The organism is Halalkalirubrum salinum (assembly GCF_005543295.1).
In the GTDB taxonomy this organism is placed as follows: domain Archaea; phylum Halobacteriota; class Halobacteria; order Halobacteriales; family Haloferacaceae; genus Halalkalirubrum; species Halalkalirubrum salinum.
Genome location: NZ_SRSG01000010.1, coordinates 113,992 through 130,203, shown reverse-complemented (window position 1 = coordinate 130,203; position 16,212 = coordinate 113,992). Strand labels below are relative to the sequence as shown.

Genomic DNA, 16,212 nt, shown 5'->3' with positions numbered 1-16,212 from the left:
GGTGACCCGAACCTGAACCCGATCGTGTGGTGACCCGAACCTGAACCCGATCGTGAGGTGACCCGAACCTGAACCCGATCGTGAGGTGACCCGAACCTGAACCCGATCGGCTTTTTATCCTCTGCAGGCAGGTATCGGTATGAGCGAGATCGACATCCCCGAAGACCATCCCAGATACCAGTCGCTTCTGACACGGCACCGAATTGAGGCCGGCGTGGAAAATGGGATCACGAGCAAACAGGGGCTCATCGCAGAGGGCCGCGGGGAGGCCTTCGACTACTTACTGGGCGAGCAGACGATCGACAGTGCCGCTGCCGCCGAACGCGCCGCCGCAGCCGCGTTGCTGTTAGCAAACCACCCAGTTATTTCGGTAAACGGCAATGTCGCGGCGCTGGTTCCCGCGGAAGTTGTCGCGCTTGCGACAGCCGTCGATGCCGACATCGAAATCAATCTCTTCAACCGGACCGACGAGCGGATGACTGCGATCGCCGAGCATCTCCGCAAACACGGCGCGACAAACGTCAAAGGACTCACTGCCAACGCACGGATCCCTGGCTTGAGCCACGAGCGTGCAAAAGTCGACGCCGACGGGATCGGGACTGCGGATGTCGTCGTCGTGCCGCTCGAAGACGGCGATCGCGCGGAGGCACTTGCTTCGATGGGGAAAACCGAGATTGTCATCGACCTCAACCCGCTTTCGCGGTCTGCCCGCGCGGCTGCGATCCCGATCGTCGACAACATCCTCCGGGCGATCCCGGCGATCACGGACGCTGCTCGCGAGTTTGAGGGCGCATCGAAGGACGAACTAGCCGCGATTGTCAATGAATTCGACGCCGAGGACGCGCTTGCAGACGCTGAGGCCGCGATCCGAAGCGGCGATCGCTCCTGATCAGTCCGCCCGCTCTTTTCACTACACTACATATCGATCGCCGGAAACGCCCCGATGATTGCCGGCGGGTTCTGCACCATCCCGTCGGGAGCCATGACGACGAGTCCGACGACGACCGCGAGTGTCAACGCAATAAGCAACAACAAGACAGTACTGATCGCGCTCATCGCTCTGTGAGCCGAGCGAAGCTTTGGATCGGGAGCCGATGAAAACATCTACCAACTCTTCGGCAGGCAATATAATAAACCTGCACGGGCCGTCTCGGCTCCGATCGACGAGCTTGTGTGTGCCGATCGAATCAATCAAATTGAATATTTTTATATCACGGCGCCGATCGTGGTTCGTATGCCCTCCACCGCCAATCGACGTGAGCGTGCCGCTCGCTGGCTCTGCTCGTCTGGATTGCATCTTGAAACAATTCTCGCTGTCGTGGTTCTCCTGGCGGCGATCGTGACAGCAGTCGTTGTCGCTTTCGGCGCGATCACCGCGCTGCCGACGGGGGCTCCGCCGGAGGGGCAGCCGCCGCAGGAGCAGCCCGGATCCCTGCTGTCGATCGGCACGACGCTGCTCAATGGGACGATTCTGCTCGCGCTCGCTCTGGGGGCGATCGTGCTTGCCCACGGTATCGCGGAGCTTTCGATCGCGCGCCGGGACGAGCAGTCACTCCGCGACCGACCGGTCTCGTATCTTGCGATGCGGACGATCCAGACACTGGCTGCATTTGGCTTCGTCGGGCCGATTGGCGTCGGCTACTTCCTCTCGCGGATAGGTGTCATCCCCAACGACGTACCGTCTGGTGTGTTATGGTCACTTCTGGCGATCGCGATCGTTATGCTTGCGAGTATCCTCGCGCACGCGGTGGCTCGTGGTGTGCGGGCGATCGCGTCGTGACCACGGAGCTTTGATCATTTGACGTGATCACGGGACATCATCACTCGACGTAACCGATGGGAACAGAATCACTCGAAGCCGCTGATCAGCGTCACGATCCACTGTGCGGGATCATTCCGCTCGCGGACCTCGATCCGTGTCACCCACTTCACCCACTGGAATCCGCGTCGTCCAGGTGCGACGAGCCGAGCAGGCGCGCCGTGACCGTGGTTGAGCCGATCGCCGCCGACGTGCGTCGCGATCAGCGTCTCGCGGGCTTCGTCGATCGGTAGGCTCCAGCGGTATCCCGTCACCGAGACGAACCGAACCCACTTGCCGTTCGTAGTCGACCCGCCTGCGGCGTCGATGAGCTCACCAACCCGGCGCCCGCGCCAGGACTGCTCTGTGTACCAGCCGCTCGTGCAGTCCAACAGCGCCCGTTGTTCGGTTTGTCGCTCCCGCTCTCCGGTGAGTTCGTCGTAGCCGATCGCAATCGGCTCGCCGACGAGTCCGTCGATCGACAGCGTCCACTCGTCCGTGTCGATCGGCTCGGGATCGTCGGCGACCCACGAGGTGACTGGGAAGCTCCCGTTGCCCTCGCCCGTCCGTGGATATGACCCGGTGAAGCGCCGTTTGCTCCCGGTGGTTTCGGCGACTGCGTTCACCGCCTCCTGACCGCGGTAGACGATTGCTCCGCCAATCAACAGGCCAGCGTACTGCAGTACCGCCCGCCGATCGGCGAGATCGACCCGTCGGGGCGGTCGAAACCGGGTCCACATGTGCGGGAGCAACAGTGCAAACAGTGCCAGTCCGAAGCCAACGTGGACGCTCAACAGTGTCCAGTGCGAGAGACGGACATCCGCTCCGAACACCCAGACAATCCCAGTCGCGAGCGCGCCGATCGCCGCGATCGCCGTCAGCACCGACAGGAGGGTCGAGGGCTGCCAGTGGCGGCTGTCGGTCAGGCGATATCGAACGCGGGCAAGCTTGAACGCCACCAGCGCGACGATCGTGAGCCCGACAATCCGGTGGATCCAAAAAATCGGCCATCCGTCGGGTGTCCCGATGGTGAACGAGACGAGTCCGGTCACGACTTCGACACAGAGTGCGAGAAAGAGCGACCAGTCGACGAGCCGTGGCGGCGGCTCAATCGCGGCGACGGCAGCGCGGAGTCGATCGAGCCCGAGCACGCGACAAATTACGGTCTACGGACATAAGAACACCACTTGAGCCAGCTCACCAGGTTTCGATCGCCGTCTCGAGCCGATCGAACCCAACTTCCAGCCGTTCGGTCGAGTTCGCGAAGCTCAACCGGAGGTGGCCTTCGCCGGCGGTCCCAAACCCGTCGCCGGGCGCAAGGACGACACCAAACTCTTCGAGGAGCCGTGTCGCGATCCCTGTGGCGGTTCCCGGGACGTCGATCGACAAGAACGCGTAGAACGCGCCCTGGGGACGCGGCGCGGAGATCCCGTCGATCGACTCGATCCGATCGACGACGAAATCCCGACGACGTGCAAACGTCTCTCGCATCTCTTTGACCGGTTCCTCTGGGCCGGTGAGTGCTGCCAGCGCCGCGCGTTGGGAGATCGAGGAGGCGCAGGAACTCGTCGACTCGTGAATCGTGCTGATGCCGTGGAGAAAACTAGGATCACCCGCCAGCCACCCGATCCGCCAGCCCGTCATCGAGTGGGTTTTCGAGACCGATCCGACCGTCAAGACCTGGCTCGCATTGTCGACGTAGCCGGCGATTCCGCGCGGCTCGCGATCGTACGTGAGCCCGAGATACACCTCGTCGGCGATGACTGCTGCATCGTGGGCCGCGGCGGCGTCGACGACCGCCCGGACAGCCGATTCTTCGAATACCCGGCCGGTCGGGTTCGAGGGCGTACAGAGCACGATCGCGGCCGTTCGATCGTCCAGTTGCTCGATTACTGCGTCAGCGTCGAGGGCGTACCCGTCGTCGGCCGAAAGCGGAATCTCGACCGGTGTTCCACCGGCCAGGGTTGTCTGAGTGCGATAGTTCGGCCAGACTGGCGAGGGCAACAACACGCGATCGCCGGGATCGACGAGCCCGAGCATCGCGAGGTGCAGTGCCTCCATCCCGCCGGCAGTGATTGCCACCCCTTCGGGGGTCGTGGGGACACCGTACTCGGTTTCGAGCGTCGTGGCGACCGCCTCGCGAAGGGGTTCGATGCCGGCATTAGCCGTATATCCGGTGTGGCCCTCACGGGCGGCTCGATCGGCCGCGTCGATCACGTGCTCGGGCGTCGAAAAATCTGGTTGACCTACCTCGAGTCGGACGAGGTCGTGATCGGCCGCCTGGGCCATGTCGAACATCCGGCGAATGCTCGACTGTTCGCTGGCCGCCATCCGCTCGGCGTGAGAAAGCTGCATGCACATCCCCTTGCGAGGCGCGTGCAAAAATGGTCGGTCAGCGGAACGGACCGCCGGGATCACTCGACTGACGCGTGGCCCCAATCGTCTTATGTTGTTCTCCCGCGATCGTCTTACCGCAGATCGGCTGGAATCTCGCCGGGGAGCTCGTGGCGATCGTGCGGCTCACTGAAATCGAGATCTGGTCCGCGTGCGATGATCCCACTCGGCGTCACGTCCGGATGGGTCGTGTAGTAGTGTTCTTTGATGTGGTCCATGTTCACCGTCTCGGCGACGCCGCGGAGCTGGTAGAGATCGCGCAGATACGGCCAGAGGTTCTCGTACTCGTGGATCTGCTTTTTGTTGCACATGAAATGGGTGTGGTACACCTGATCGAATCGGACGAGCGTCGTGAACATACAGATGTCTGCCTCGGTGAGCCGATCGCCTGCGAGGAAGCGCTGTTCGCTGAGCCGCTCGTCGTAGCGATCGAGCGCCCCGAACAGCTCGTCGATCGCCTCATCGTAGGGCTCCTGTTCGGTCGCAAAGCCCGCACGGTAGACGCCGTTGTTGATCGGCTCGTAGATGTCGGTGATCGTGTTGTCGATCTCCGGTTGCAACTCCTTGGGGACCAGATCCACATCGTTTTTCGCAAGCTCGCCGAACGCTGTCGAGAGCTGGCGGATGATTTCCCGAGATTCGTTGTTGACGATCGTCTCCTCTTTTTTGTCCCACAACACTGGCACGGTCACCCGTCCGGTGGCGTTGGAATCGGCCTTCACGTACAGTTCACGCAGGTAGTCCGACCCGTAGAGATGATCTGGCGTGGTGCCCTCTTTTTCGGGGGTGAACTGCCAGCCGTCGTCGCCTCGCCAGGGATCGACGACTGACACCGAGATGGCGTCTTCGAGGCCCATGAGCGCTCGGACCAACAGCGCGCGGTGTGCCCACGGGCAGGCATACGAAACGTAGAGGTGGTAGCGATCGGCCTCGGGTTGGAAGCGATCGTTTGGCTCCGCGTCGATGTGACTAGGAACGTCCGACCCGGCGATCCAGTCGCGAAACGCGGTTTCGCTCCGTTCGAAGGCCCCCTCCTCGTTCGTGCTTTCGTATGTGTCTGTGCGCCACTCACCGTCGACGAGCATGTTCATAACCGGTAGTACGGGGCTCAGATGGTTAAGGATTGAGCGGTTGTGCAATGTGGCCTCGTGGACTTTCGATCCACAGCCTGACTGCGATCGGCCAAGCACCTCGTCTCGACCACAACGCATTTGTACAACTAAGTAATAACACTTGGTTGTATGGCTGAACTCACCGACTCAAGCGAATTTAGCGGATTCACTCCCGCATCCGAAGCGGCGGTAACGAGAGCGATCGGCACCGAGTGGACTGAGGAGTTCCTTGAGTTCACCGAGAGCGACGTGATCGTCGTCGGGGGCGGGCCGTCAGGACTGATGGCGGCAAAAGAGCTGAGCGATCGCGGTGTGAAGACAATGCTCGTCGAGAAGAACAACTACCTCGGCGGCGGCTTCTGGCTCGGCGGCTTTTTGATGAATACTGTCACTGTTCGCGATCCCGCCCACGAGGTCCTCGACGAACTGGGCGTCCCCTACGAGGAAAGCGACGAGGCTGATGGCCTGTACACCGCAAGCGGTCCGCACGCCTGTTCGGCGCTGATCGCCTCGGCGTGTGACTCGGGCGTCAAAGTCCAGAACATGACCGAGTTCACTGACATCGTCATGCGCAAGGATCACCGTGTTTCTGGGATCGTGATGAACTGGACGCCGGTGCACGCGCTTCCGCGAGAGCTGACCTGCGTCGATCCCATCGCAGTCGAGTCCGATCTCGTGATTGACGCAACCGGCCACGAGGCGGTCGTCGTCTCAAAACTGGCCGAGCGCGGCGTCATCGAGGCGTCAGGCATCGAACACGCCGCCACGCACAACATGGGAATGGACACCACCGCAGACGGCGAGTACGGCGCGCCCGGTCACGACTCACCGGGACACGACTCGATGTGGGTCGACGAGTCTGAGGACGCGGTCGTCGAGCAGTCAGGCCTCGTCCACGATGGCCTCGTTGCCACGGGGCTTGCGACAGCAACGACCCACGGCCTCCCGCGGATGGGGCCGACCTTTGGCGCGATGTTGCTTTCGGGCAAGCGCGCGGCCCAGGCAGCGATCGACGAACTCGGCATCGATGCTCCAGCAGTCGACTTCACCGCACCTGCCTCGCCCGCTGACGACTGATCGAGATTGACACGAGATACTTTCGGCTGTCTCGGGCGCGACAGCATCCCAGTGCGTTCATACCAGTCGACCGCGTAGCGCCAGTATGTACACGCTGGGGCACCTCGGTATCTCGCTCACAGTATACGCCCCTATTGCAGCATGGTATCTCCGCGCTGGTGCGACCGAACTCGCGATCGCCGGCGGGGCAGTTATGCTCGCGCTCGCGACCGTACCAGACATGGACGAGTACACTGAGCTGATATCTCACCGTGGACCGACCCACACAATCTGGTTTGCGCTCGCGGCTGGGATGGCTGTCGGGCTGTTTACGGGTGCAACGATCGTCGCTGCATCGCTCCCATTCGATGCGATCGCTGTCTCGACACACCTGGGAATATTAGGGACGCTCGCGATCGTCAGCCACCTGCTCGGTGATATCATCACCCCGATGGGAATCTGGCCGTTTCGGCCTCTGTCGGAGCGCCACTACAGTCTTGATCTCGTCTATGCAAAAAACCCGTCCGCGAACCGCCTGTTTTTCGGCTTCGGTCTCAGTTCCACTGGGGTTGCTGTTGCAGCGACGGCACTCATTTGAGTCCAGCTGTCATTTCAAACCGCCGAAGGAAACCGCACTAACACGGACCATCGCCCGTTTGACCCGTGGGTCGATTTCGCCTGCCACGGCGATGTCGTTTTCGGTCACCCCACCGAGCGCCCCGATCGCGAGCCCGTATGCAATGATCACAACAATCGGCAGCAGTACGGCCCGAATAGCCAGTATGTCCACGAGCAACACGACCGCCCCACCGGCGATCGCGGCCGGAACTGCGGCAGCGAAGACCCGCGCAAGTGTCGACGTGAAGGGGTGGACACCCCGGTAGTAGTAGAGTTCGACGAGGGCGGCGCTTCCGGCGATCCCGAGCGCGGAGGCAGACCCAACTGCTGCCCCGAGAATCCCGATCCGCGGTACGAGCACGACACTGACGGCGATGTTGATAATAAATAGCAGTGCCGTATTGAAGAACACGAGTCGCGAGTAGCCCAGGCCTTGCAGCAGCGAACCACCCGGCCCGCCCCCAGCGATACTGACGATGTATCCGATCGCCAACACGGCGATAATCGGCGCGGCCACGGCGTACTGTGGGGTAAACACGAGCGAGAGGTACGTCGTTGCACCGAGGGTCAAGATCAACAACAACGGGAGTGTGAGTGCGATCGACCACCGAACCGCGGTACGGTATCGGTCCCGCACGGATATGTCGTTCGTCCGCTCTTCGGCAATGAGTGGTTTGAACACCGGCGCGAGCGCGCCGAAAAAGATCAATAGGTTTTGGCCCAGCATGTACCCAACGCGGTAGAATCCGACGTCCTGGGAGCTCAGAAAGTAGCCGACGATCACGTAGTCGATCTGCCCAAGCGCGACGTATATGACGCTTGCAAACGCCAGCGGAACTGAATACCACAATAGCTCCTTGGGCGGGACCCAACTGAACGTGCTGCCTGCATACGTGCGAGTGCGCTTGATCAACAACGCAGCCCCAAATACGACACAGACTGCAAGCCCAATGATGTACCCGCCGACGACTCCCAGTAGCCCGAATCCTGCTAAAAGCAGCCCGGCTGTCGCGAGCAACCGAGCCGTCGTCCGGACGAGGTCGCGGACGTACACCCGGTATTTGAGCCGCTTGATCGCGTTAAACGACGCCAACAAGACGCCGAAGGCGGCTAAAAGCGGCAACGCGAACGCCAACAGCATGAGCGCAAGCCGCAACGCCGGCTCGCCGAACAGCTCTGCAATCGGCCCCGCCCCGACAAACAACAGCGCCCCAACGACGACCGAGACAACGGTGACGTACCCAACCACCTGGACGAACACACCCCTGACGCGATCGAACTCCTCACGGGCAATGAACTGTGGCACGTAGTAGTCGATCGCCCGCGGCAACCCGAGGGTCGCAAATACCTGTACGAACAACACAACCGACGTTGCGAGGACGAAGAGGCCGTACACAGAGGGGCTGACGAGGCGGGTGATAAGCGCGATGATCACAAATCCGAACGATTTTTTAACGATATCGCCGATAAACGTGATTCCGCCCTGCTTTGCAAGCGTTACCTCTCCGTTTTGTTCCGTCTTGATCGGTTCAGCGTCGTCGGGTGCGTCCGGGTCTGGGTCCGGGTCGAACGCACTCGGCAGGCTCATTCGCCCGCCTCGCTGTGACCCCAGGGGCCACGTGGACGGCACGCGACTGCGAATTTCGCGGTTTGGTTGATTGCTTGCCTGGACATAGTGACGGCTACGGCGCTCAGATGTTCGTCACAACTTCAATCTCGTAGTCGGCGACGGCTGCGGCGTCTTCGCCAATTCGTGGATACTCGATCGCGAACTCCCACCGGCGGCCGGCAGTTACATCGTCGAGGTGTTCGACAGTGCTGTCGAGCAGTTCCTCGTCCTCGTCGTAGAACCGCGCCTCCAGTTCGACGTAGGTGAGCTGTCTGTCGCTCGTATTCTCCGCGATTCCTTCGAGACGGACGATTTCATCCTCAGTGTCTGGACGTTCGCGAACGAGACGCTCTTCGATGATCTCCACCAGTGGCTCGTCGTCGTCGCTGGGGAGTCCGATCGGCGCGTTGCGACGTAGACACCCCGAAAGTGCGCCGCTCGCGATCACCGTACCGGACACTGCGAGCACGCGGCGGCGGCGCATACGTGGGGTACTATTCATGGCATGTGCATATACTCACCGGACCGTCCCGGCTCGTTACCCATCCGATCGTCTGGTAACTGTCTCACCGAACGGTTCCAGCGCTCACCCGAACGAACCCACATACGTGGGTCTCGAATACTCGATCGACGGTTTCGCGCTGCAGCCGCTCGTGCGCGGCGATCACTCGGTCGTCAAGCCGATCGATCGCATCAGACTGCCTCCTGACTCCTGGCGGAGAACTCGCCCGCACCGCAGCCGCAAAGAGCGGGTTTGCGAACCGGCCGATTCGATCGCCGCTGCGGGCGGCATCAAGCAAGCCGATCCGACCACCTGACCCGAGCAGGTCGATCCACTGCTCGACAACTGCCGCGGGATCGTCGACCATCCCACTCACAAACGACGAGAATACCGCGTCAACTCCACCTGCCCGATCATGCTCAAGTGGCGGTACAGTCGCATCCGCCCTGACCACGTGGACGTTGTCCCATCCTCGGTGGTGGATTCGATCACGAGCGATCGACAGCACGCCCGGCGAAAAATCGACCCCAACCACCCTTCCGGTCGAACCAACTCTGTCGCGGAGATACGGGAGGTTCCCGCCGCTGCCACAGCCCATCTCAACGACTGTTTCGCCGAGCTCGAGGCCAAGGTGATCGATCGCTGTGGTCCGGATCGATCCGATCCCCGGCACCCGTGTCGCGATCAGATCGTACAGCTGTGCCCGATCAGTGTAAAACCGCTGGACGGGATCGCTCGGTCGAGCGGACATGGCCTATCTGAGCTCTCGGGCAACCGCGGCCGCCTGCGGCGCGTCGGGAGCGATCACGTAGACGATCGGCTCGACCCCGACCGCTCCCGTCTGATACAACACGATCGTCTCTGGGACCTCAATCCCCGCCAGCGCATCCTTGATCGCCGCGTCGAGATCGTCCTCAGGATCGAACGCGATCGTCCTGTAGCCGTGATCAGCTAGTGTCTCGACGAGCGCAGGCGCATATCGAATGTTGAGTGCACCGCGTGCGGTCGTGTCTCCGTGTTCGCGGACGGCCAATAACACAGAGGCGACGTGTTCACTCAATCCGAACTCCGGCTCGCCGGGAACCGTTGCCCGGCCTTTCACGTCGAAGATTCGTCCGGGGACGCCGGCGACATCCTCGATCGATCGGGCCTCCGGCAGACACTCAACGAGATTCGAGCCGACGTTCGGGATGAGTCCGGCGAAGCCGCTCGTGTTCGTCAGCGTCCGCAGTCCCTTTCGGACCGACGATCGAACCTGCTCTTCGGTCCGGAGGTGGCTGTCTGGATCGTGGACCGAAAAGTCCGCGTCCGTTTCTGCGAGCTCGGGCATTGCGTCCTCGTGCAGTTCCGCGAGCAGGTCGCCGTCCTCTAGCTGGCGGATCAGTATCTCGATCTCGACGAGCGCGCCGACGCGGCTGAGTTCACCGGTCGCGAGCCCTGCTGCGACCCGATCGACGAGCTCGGTGACGCGATCGTCCGCGACGATCCGATCGTGTCTTGCCACGTCGCCGTGGGCGTACTTCGAGACCGCTGACTGGCTGATCCCGAGTGAGTCGGCGACTTCGCGCTGGGTAAGTCCACGATCGCGAAGCGCCTCCGCGAGCATCGATCGCAGCGTCGGCAAAAACGCGTCGACGACGATCTCCTCGATGAATTTCATTGCTCTCTGGGAGCGCGTTTGGCGGCCGCGCTCATGTGTCTTGCTCCTCGAACTCGGGATCGTCGCCGATGCGGGAGGCTTGTGGGCCAACCTGATCCTGGTACTTCGAGCCCCGTCCGGCTCCGTATGGCCGCTCGGCCGGCGAGGACAGTTCGGTGAACGTGAGCTGTGAGATCCGCATTCCCGGCGAGAGCGCGACGGGCGCGGCCCCGAGGTTTGACAGTTCGAGGGTGATCTGTCCCTGATAGCCCGGATCACACAAGCCTGCGGTCGCGTGGACGACGATCGCCAGCCGGCCGAGTGATGATCGTCCCTCGACGTGGGCGACAAGGTCATCAGGGATCTCCACGCGCTCTTTGGTTGTCCCGAGCACGAAGTCTCCGGGGTGGAGGATGAACTCCTCGTCATCGTTGACGTACGTGCGTGAGACGTACTCGTCGACCTCCTCGGTGCTATTCGGGTGGATACAAGGGATGTTCGTCCGCTGGAACTCCAAGAACTCCGGGCCAAGCCGGAGGTCGATGCTCGCCGGCTGTATCTGCATGTCGGGGTCGTCGATCGGTTCGATCACGAGATCGCCGGCGTCGAGTCGGCGCTGGAGATCCGTATCCGAAAGTATCATACCCCTCATCGACGGTCGATCGGCCTAAAACACCCGATCTGCTGTGCGTTTCGACCAGTCGCTCGTGGCTGCAGCATCCGCTGGTGTGAAATGTAATACGGTCACACTATCCGCATAATGTAGATATAAGTAGTTACTCTCCCTCGATTCGTGTAGAATGAGGACGTCGAACCCGCCGATCGCTCGTCGGGGCTTTCTCGCGGGGGCGGGCTCTCTCGTCGCGAGCGGCTATCTCGGCGCGACCCGGGGTCGATCGGTCCTCGATCGCGACGGCCGAGATGCCATCGCCGTTGCGGTCACGACAAGCATCGCCGATACGGGGGTGTTGTCGCCGCTGCACGCGGCCTTCGAGACAACCAATGACGAGACAGTCAACGCCGTCATCGGGGGCACCGGCCGGAACCTTCGGTCCGGCGAACGCGGCGACGTGAGCGTCGTCATGGCGCACGCCCCCGAACTCGAACAGACGTTCGTTTCGGCGGGCCACGGCGTCGCGCGCGAGCGCTTTGTCGAGGGCTCGTTTTCGATCGTCGGCCCGCCGGACGATCCCGCCGGAATCAAGGGAACTAACCAGGTATCAGCGGCGTTTGCGGCGATCGCCGATGCCGAGACACCGTTCGTTTCGCGTGGTGACGGATCGGGAACCCATCACGCCGAACGTGCGTGCTGGGCGGCGGCGGGGATCGATCCGGCCGGGGTGGATGCAGTGGGCCAGTGGTACCGCGAGATCGGCCAGGGAATGGGTGAGACACTCGTCCACGCTGACCAGCTCGAGGCGTACTGTCTGTCCGTTCGCGAGACGTATCGTGCGAGCCGGAACACTCGATCGCTCATCGAACTCCTGTCGATCGAGGACGTCCGCGACGGGACGCTCCTGCAGAACCCCTACAGTCTGATTCGTGTCTCTCCGGATCGCCATCCGGAGCTTGATCACGAGCGTGCGCGCTCGTACGTCGACTTCTGTACTGGCTCTGAGGGGCGTTCGATCATCGACTCGTATTCGGTCGACGGCCGATCGGTTTTCTCGCTTGCAGAGTGAGCGACTGGCGTTTTCGCCCGTTATTGCCGATCGACGAGCCGGGTCGCTGTCGCTTTCCACGTGAGCACGACCATCCGATCGGCGGCCAACCCGAGGCGATCCGCACTCTCTCGAGTTACGAGCGCGGTAAACGTCGTTCCGTCGACGTCGATCGCCGCCTCCAGAACGGTTTCGCCGCCGCCGATCGAGACGACGCTCCCGGGTCGGCGGTTCCGCGCACTCGTTGCGTCGGGCTCGGCGTCGCGCTCGGGGTCATTGACGGTCACCGCATCAGCTCCGATCCGAATCTGGACTCGATCGCCAATACTGAGCTCATGGCCAATCCCTCGCACCGTCCCGATCGCCGTCTCGACCGTGGCGATCTCGCCGTCGATGCTGTTGACTGTCCCCGAGAGTACAGTTTCTGGGATCGCGGCGGCCGCCTCAAGGGCCGCGGCCAGCCGATCGTAGCGGTTCAAGAGTTCGCGTGCACCGTCGGTCAGCCGGCTCCCGCCCCCGCCGCTGCCGCCGCGGCGGCGCTCAACAAGCATTCCGAACGCCGATTCGAGCGTCTCGATCCGCGACAGCGCACGGGCTCGCGATCGCCCGAGTTCTGCGGATGCGCTCGCCACCGAGCCGGTTTCGTCGATCGTCCGAAGCAGGGTCGCATCGCGGCCCGTAAACTCGATATCGCTCTCGACAAGCGCCGCCTCTCCGCGTCCGCGCACGTCGGTCATCGACAGGAGGTATCCCGGCGATCGGGTTAGTTCCTCGCCTCGCCCCCAGTGGTGATCAGTACACTAGCTCGCCGTCGATGAACTTCTGCGCTCGCCGATCGCGCGGGTCCTCGAAGACCCGCTGGGCCGGTCCGAGTTCGATCACTTCTCCGTTGAGGAGGACTGCAACCCGATCGGCGATCCGCTCGGCCTGGTGCATGTCGTGGGTCGCGATCACGACGCCGAGGCCATCCTCGCGAGCGGCATCGATCGCGTCTTCGATGACCGCGGTATTTCGCGGATCGAGGTCGGAGGTCGGCTCGTCCAAAAACAAAAAGTCCGGATCGTACGCGAGCGCTCGCGCGAACGCGACCCGCTGGGCCTCACCGCCCGAGAGCGATCCAGCGTCGCGATCGGCATGCTCAGCAAGTCCTACCTGGTCGAGTGCCCGTTCGACCTGCGGTTCGGTCTCGTCACCAAGGAGGATCGACAGCCACGCTGAAACGCGATCACCCCAGTCCCGTCGGATTCGGAGGCCGTAGCTCACGTTGGCTCGAACAGAGCCGTCGAAGAGATTCGGCGATTGAAATACCATTCCGAGCTGTCGCCGAACCGCAAGCCGGTCGCGCTCGGAACGCTCCCAGACGTCGTCGTCGTCGATCGCGACGGTTCCTTCATCGGGCCGTTCAAACAGCGACAGCAACCGCAACAGCGTCGTCTTCCCCGTTCCGGAGGGACCGATCACCGCGAGGGTCTCGCCGCGATTGACCGACAGCGACACGTCCTCGAGGACAGCTCCGTTACCGAAGCCGTGGGTCACCCCGGCAATCGAGATCCCTTCCTGCGAGTCAGGCTGGCGGTGCAATGTAGCACGCTGGCTCATCATATCCGGCCACCTCCGAGCCGGAGGACGATCGCGTTGATCGACAGGACGATCGTGACCAAAATCGCACCCAAGATGAGGGCGGTATCGAACCGGCCCTGTCTGGCCTCTAGTTGGATCGCGGTCGTCAGCGTCCGGGTAATCGCGGTGCCGTCGGCGCTGGCGATATTGCCGCCGACGATGAGCACCGAGCCGACCTCACTGATCGCGCGGCCCAGTCCCGCAAGGATCCCCGTTGCGATCCCGTAGCGGGCCTCCTTGATCGTCACGAGCGCGACATCCAGCCGGGTGCCGCCCATCGCGTAGGCGGCGTCGCGGACGCCGTCCTCGACGCTCGTCACCGCCGCGAGTGTGACGCCCGTGATGACTGGGAATGCGAGGACGAACTGTGACATAATCATCGCTTCCTTCGTGAAGACGAGTTCGAGCGGTCCCAACGGCCCCTGATTCGACACCAAAAACAGCACCAACAGCCCGACGACGACGCTCGGAAACCCCATCCCGGTGTTGATCACGGCGATGACGAATCCCTTTCCGGGGAAGTCGGTAAAGCCGACCCCTAGCGCGATTGGGATGCTCGCAAGGGTGCTCAACACGATCGCGGTGAGACTCACGTACAGCGAGACGTAGATAATCGACTCGACGTAGACGCGATCGAACGGAAACGCACCAAGCAGCGACAAAATGGTCGGTTCGATCGCACTCATCTCAGCTCGTCACTCCGACTGGGGTTCCCAGTCCTCAGGGACGTACTGCTTGAAGTCTGGGTTCTCCGAGATCGCCTCGGGGAAGAACAACTGTTCGCCCTCAACGGTGTACTCCTCAATGACTGATTGACCTTCCTGAGAGGTAATAAATCCGATATATGCCATTGCGAGATCGTAGTTGGCGTTGTCGTGGACAGCCGGGTTGACCGCGATGATTCCGTAGGGGTTCGCGAGCAGCTCTGGACCGCCCTCGATCGGTCCCTGTACCCTGATTCCGAGGTCGATCTCGGAGCGCTGTGAGATGAACGTACCCCGATCGGCAAGCGTGTACGCATCGCTTTGATTCGCCTGGTTGAGCACTTCACCCATGCCCGCACCGGCCTCGCGATACCAGTCACCGCCCGGTTCGACGCCCGCGGCCTCCCAGATCGCGAGCTCTTTCGTGTGGGTTCCGGAGTCATCGCCCCGTGAGACGAACGTTGCTTCCGCCTCGGCGAGCGTCTCGAAGGCTGCTGTCGCTTCTTCGCTGCCGTCGATACCGGCGGGATCGCTCTCAGGGCCGACGATCACGAAGTCGTTGAACATGAGGTCCCGACGGTTGACACCGTACCCCTCGCGAATGAACTCGTCTTCGAGCGATCGGGCGTGGACCATCACCACGTCTGCATCGCCGCTTCGAGCGGTTTCGAGCGCTGCGCCGGTTCCCTGTGCGACTGTGTCGACACGCGCTCCGTAGCGCTTCTCGAAGGCCGCGTTGATGTCATCGAGCAACCCGGTGTCGTGGGTACTCGTCGTTGTCGCAAGCGTCAGCGTCTCCTCGGCGATCGCCGGACCGGAAGACTCGTCGCTCCCACCGGCGCTCGAACAGCCAGCTAGTGCGATCGTTGCTCCGCCCGCGACCGTCGCGAGGAGTTCGCGTCGTTGCATCGTATACGATACAACGATACTCGGGTACGGGTTTATTCTTTTCCCACTGACGTAACTATAGATACTTACGTACGTATTGGGTGCCGTGGTGGCGATCGATAGTCAGACGCCGATCGTCGATCGACTGCGGCAGTCGGCGCTGACTATGGTGCGTCGATCGGGACCACTCCTGTCTCGAAAGCGAACGCGTGATACGGCTCCGCCCCGAGAGCCGTGGTATGAAACAGGTCATCGCCGCCCGGACCGATCTCGGGATGGGTGTCGGCAAACTCGCTGCCCAGGTCGCCCACGCTTCGCTGTCGGCGTACGAGGACACCGACGAGCGGACCCGCCGCGCGTGGAAAGGCGGCGGGCAAAAGAAGGTCGTTGTCAAGGCCAGCGGGGAGTCACAGCTATTCGACCTCGCCGAGAAGGCCCGAGTCGAGGGACTGCCTCATGCGATCATTCGCGACGCTGGCCATACCCAACTTGAGCCAGGGACGGCGACGACGATCGCGGTTGGCCCGGCTGATGACGATCTGGTCGATCGGGTGACCGGCGATCTCCCGCTGTATTGACCATGTTTTGGCACAGTAATCGCAACCACAGCG

The 16,212-nt window shown here is 62.3% G+C and carries 19 protein-coding genes; 6 read left to right on the top strand and 13 right to left on the bottom strand.

All coding sequences use genetic code 11. The annotated features are described in order from the left end of the window. Positions 1-139: 139 nt before the first annotated feature. Positions 140-889 carry a 4-phosphopantoate--beta-alanine ligase gene (locus E5K03_RS04110; protein ID WP_138005097.1) on the top strand — a complete coding sequence of 250 codons (750 nt, stop codon included), beginning with the start codon at positions 140-142 and terminating at the stop codon, positions 887-889. A 26-nt stretch (positions 890-915) separates the two neighbouring features. Here E5K03_RS04110 and E5K03_RS04105 read toward each other — a convergent pair whose 3' ends face one another. Further along, the gene (locus E5K03_RS04105) at positions 916-1,104 is read right to left on the bottom strand and encodes a hypothetical protein (RefSeq protein ID WP_138005096.1); all 189 of its coding nucleotides are present in this window, start codon (positions 1,102-1,104) and stop codon (positions 916-918) included. A 130-nt stretch (positions 1,105-1,234) separates the two neighbouring features. Between E5K03_RS04105 and E5K03_RS04100 the strand changes: the two genes are divergently transcribed. After that, positions 1,235-1,780, top strand: coding sequence for a hypothetical protein (locus tag E5K03_RS04100; protein ID WP_138005095.1), 546 nt, complete (start codon positions 1,235-1,237; stop codon positions 1,778-1,780). Between the two features lie 68 nt (positions 1,781-1,848). On the opposite strand, the gene E5K03_RS04095 is transcribed toward E5K03_RS04100, so the two are convergent. The 3 genes from E5K03_RS04095 to E5K03_RS04085 form a co-directional block, all read right to left on the bottom strand. Next, positions 1,849-2,949 (bottom strand): molybdopterin-dependent oxidoreductase, encoded by a 1,101-nt coding sequence (locus tag E5K03_RS04095; RefSeq protein ID WP_138005094.1) that lies wholly within the window; start codon positions 2,947-2,949, stop codon positions 1,849-1,851. A 46-nt stretch (positions 2,950-2,995) separates the two neighbouring features. Beyond that, a complete protein-coding gene (locus E5K03_RS04090; RefSeq protein ID WP_240729929.1) occupies positions 2,996-4,153 on the bottom strand; it encodes a pyridoxal phosphate-dependent aminotransferase in 1,158 nt (385 codons plus the stop codon). Positions 4,154-4,266: 113 nt separating this feature from the next. Then, a complete protein-coding gene (locus E5K03_RS04085; RefSeq protein ID WP_138005093.1) occupies positions 4,267-5,283 on the bottom strand; it encodes a glutathione S-transferase family protein in 1,017 nt (338 codons plus the stop codon). Positions 5,284-5,433: 150 nt separating this feature from the next. Here E5K03_RS04085 and E5K03_RS04080 point away from each other — a divergent pair, with 150 nt between their 5' ends. Then, positions 5,434-6,381: a sulfide-dependent adenosine diphosphate thiazole synthase gene (locus tag E5K03_RS04080; protein WP_138005092.1), complete on the top strand. Its 948-nt coding sequence runs from the start codon at positions 5,434-5,436 to the stop codon at positions 6,379-6,381. Between the two features lie 85 nt (positions 6,382-6,466). Further along, complete coding sequence (locus tag E5K03_RS04075) at positions 6,467-6,958, top strand: metal-dependent hydrolase (RefSeq protein WP_138005091.1); 492 nt, start codon at positions 6,467-6,469, stop codon at positions 6,956-6,958. Between the two features lie 9 nt (positions 6,959-6,967). Here the strand turns inward: E5K03_RS04075 and E5K03_RS04070 are convergent, their stop codons facing one another. The 5 genes from E5K03_RS04070 to dcd all read right to left on the bottom strand — a co-directional run bounded on the left by E5K03_RS04070 (position 6,968) and on the right by dcd (position 11,371). Next, entirely contained in the window at positions 6,968-8,566 is a 1,599-nt protein-coding gene (locus E5K03_RS04070; RefSeq protein WP_138005090.1) for an oligosaccharide flippase family protein, read from the bottom strand. Positions 8,567-8,669: 103 nt separating this feature from the next. Next, on the bottom strand, positions 8,670-9,071 hold the full coding sequence (locus E5K03_RS04065; protein WP_138005259.1) for an FxLYD domain-containing protein: 402 nt from the start codon (positions 9,069-9,071) through the stop codon (positions 8,670-8,672). 82 nt (positions 9,072-9,153) lie between these two features. Further along, the gene (locus E5K03_RS04060) at positions 9,154-9,840 is read right to left on the bottom strand and encodes a class I SAM-dependent methyltransferase (RefSeq protein WP_138005089.1); all 687 of its coding nucleotides are present in this window, start codon (positions 9,838-9,840) and stop codon (positions 9,154-9,156) included. A 3-nt stretch (positions 9,841-9,843) separates the two neighbouring features. Next, positions 9,844-10,749, bottom strand: a complete 906-nt coding sequence (locus tag E5K03_RS04055; protein ID WP_138005088.1) for a thiamine-phosphate synthase family protein — start codon at positions 10,747-10,749, stop codon at positions 9,844-9,846. A 31-nt stretch (positions 10,750-10,780) separates the two neighbouring features. Continuing rightward, positions 10,781-11,371 (bottom strand): dCTP deaminase, encoded by a 591-nt coding sequence (gene dcd / locus E5K03_RS04050; protein ID WP_138005087.1) that lies wholly within the window; start codon positions 11,369-11,371, stop codon positions 10,781-10,783. Positions 11,372-11,528: 157 nt separating this feature from the next. Here dcd and E5K03_RS04045 point away from each other — a divergent pair, with 157 nt between their 5' ends. Next, positions 11,529-12,410 (top strand): substrate-binding domain-containing protein, encoded by an 882-nt coding sequence (locus E5K03_RS04045; protein ID WP_138005086.1) that lies wholly within the window; start codon positions 11,529-11,531, stop codon positions 12,408-12,410. A gap of 20 nt (positions 12,411-12,430) precedes the next feature. Here the strand turns inward: E5K03_RS04045 and E5K03_RS04040 are convergent, their stop codons facing one another. From E5K03_RS04040 to E5K03_RS04025, 4 genes are read right to left on the bottom strand one after another with little or no spacing between them, the layout of a single operon-like run. Next, positions 12,431-13,126 carry a TOBE domain-containing protein gene (locus E5K03_RS04040; protein ID WP_138005085.1) on the bottom strand — a complete coding sequence of 232 codons (696 nt, stop codon included), beginning with the start codon at positions 13,124-13,126 and terminating at the stop codon, positions 12,431-12,433. 55 nt (positions 13,127-13,181) lie between these two features. Then, positions 13,182-13,988, bottom strand: a complete 807-nt coding sequence (locus E5K03_RS04035; RefSeq protein WP_138005084.1) for an amino acid ABC transporter ATP-binding protein — start codon at positions 13,986-13,988, stop codon at positions 13,182-13,184. Beyond that, positions 13,988-14,695: an ABC transporter permease gene (locus tag E5K03_RS04030; RefSeq protein WP_138005083.1), complete on the bottom strand. Its 708-nt coding sequence runs from the start codon at positions 14,693-14,695 to the stop codon at positions 13,988-13,990. Before E5K03_RS04030 ends, E5K03_RS04035 begins: the two co-directional genes overlap by 1 nt. A gap of 9 nt (positions 14,696-14,704) precedes the next feature. Next, positions 14,705-15,622, bottom strand: coding sequence for a substrate-binding domain-containing protein (locus E5K03_RS04025; RefSeq protein WP_138005082.1), 918 nt, complete (start codon positions 15,620-15,622; stop codon positions 14,705-14,707). A gap of 218 nt (positions 15,623-15,840) precedes the next feature. Between E5K03_RS04025 and pth2 the strand changes: the two genes are divergently transcribed. Beyond that, the gene (pth2, locus tag E5K03_RS04020; RefSeq protein WP_138005081.1) at positions 15,841-16,179 is read left to right on the top strand and encodes a peptidyl-tRNA hydrolase Pth2; all 339 of its coding nucleotides are present in this window, start codon (positions 15,841-15,843) and stop codon (positions 16,177-16,179) included. Positions 16,180-16,212 lie beyond the last annotated feature (33 nt).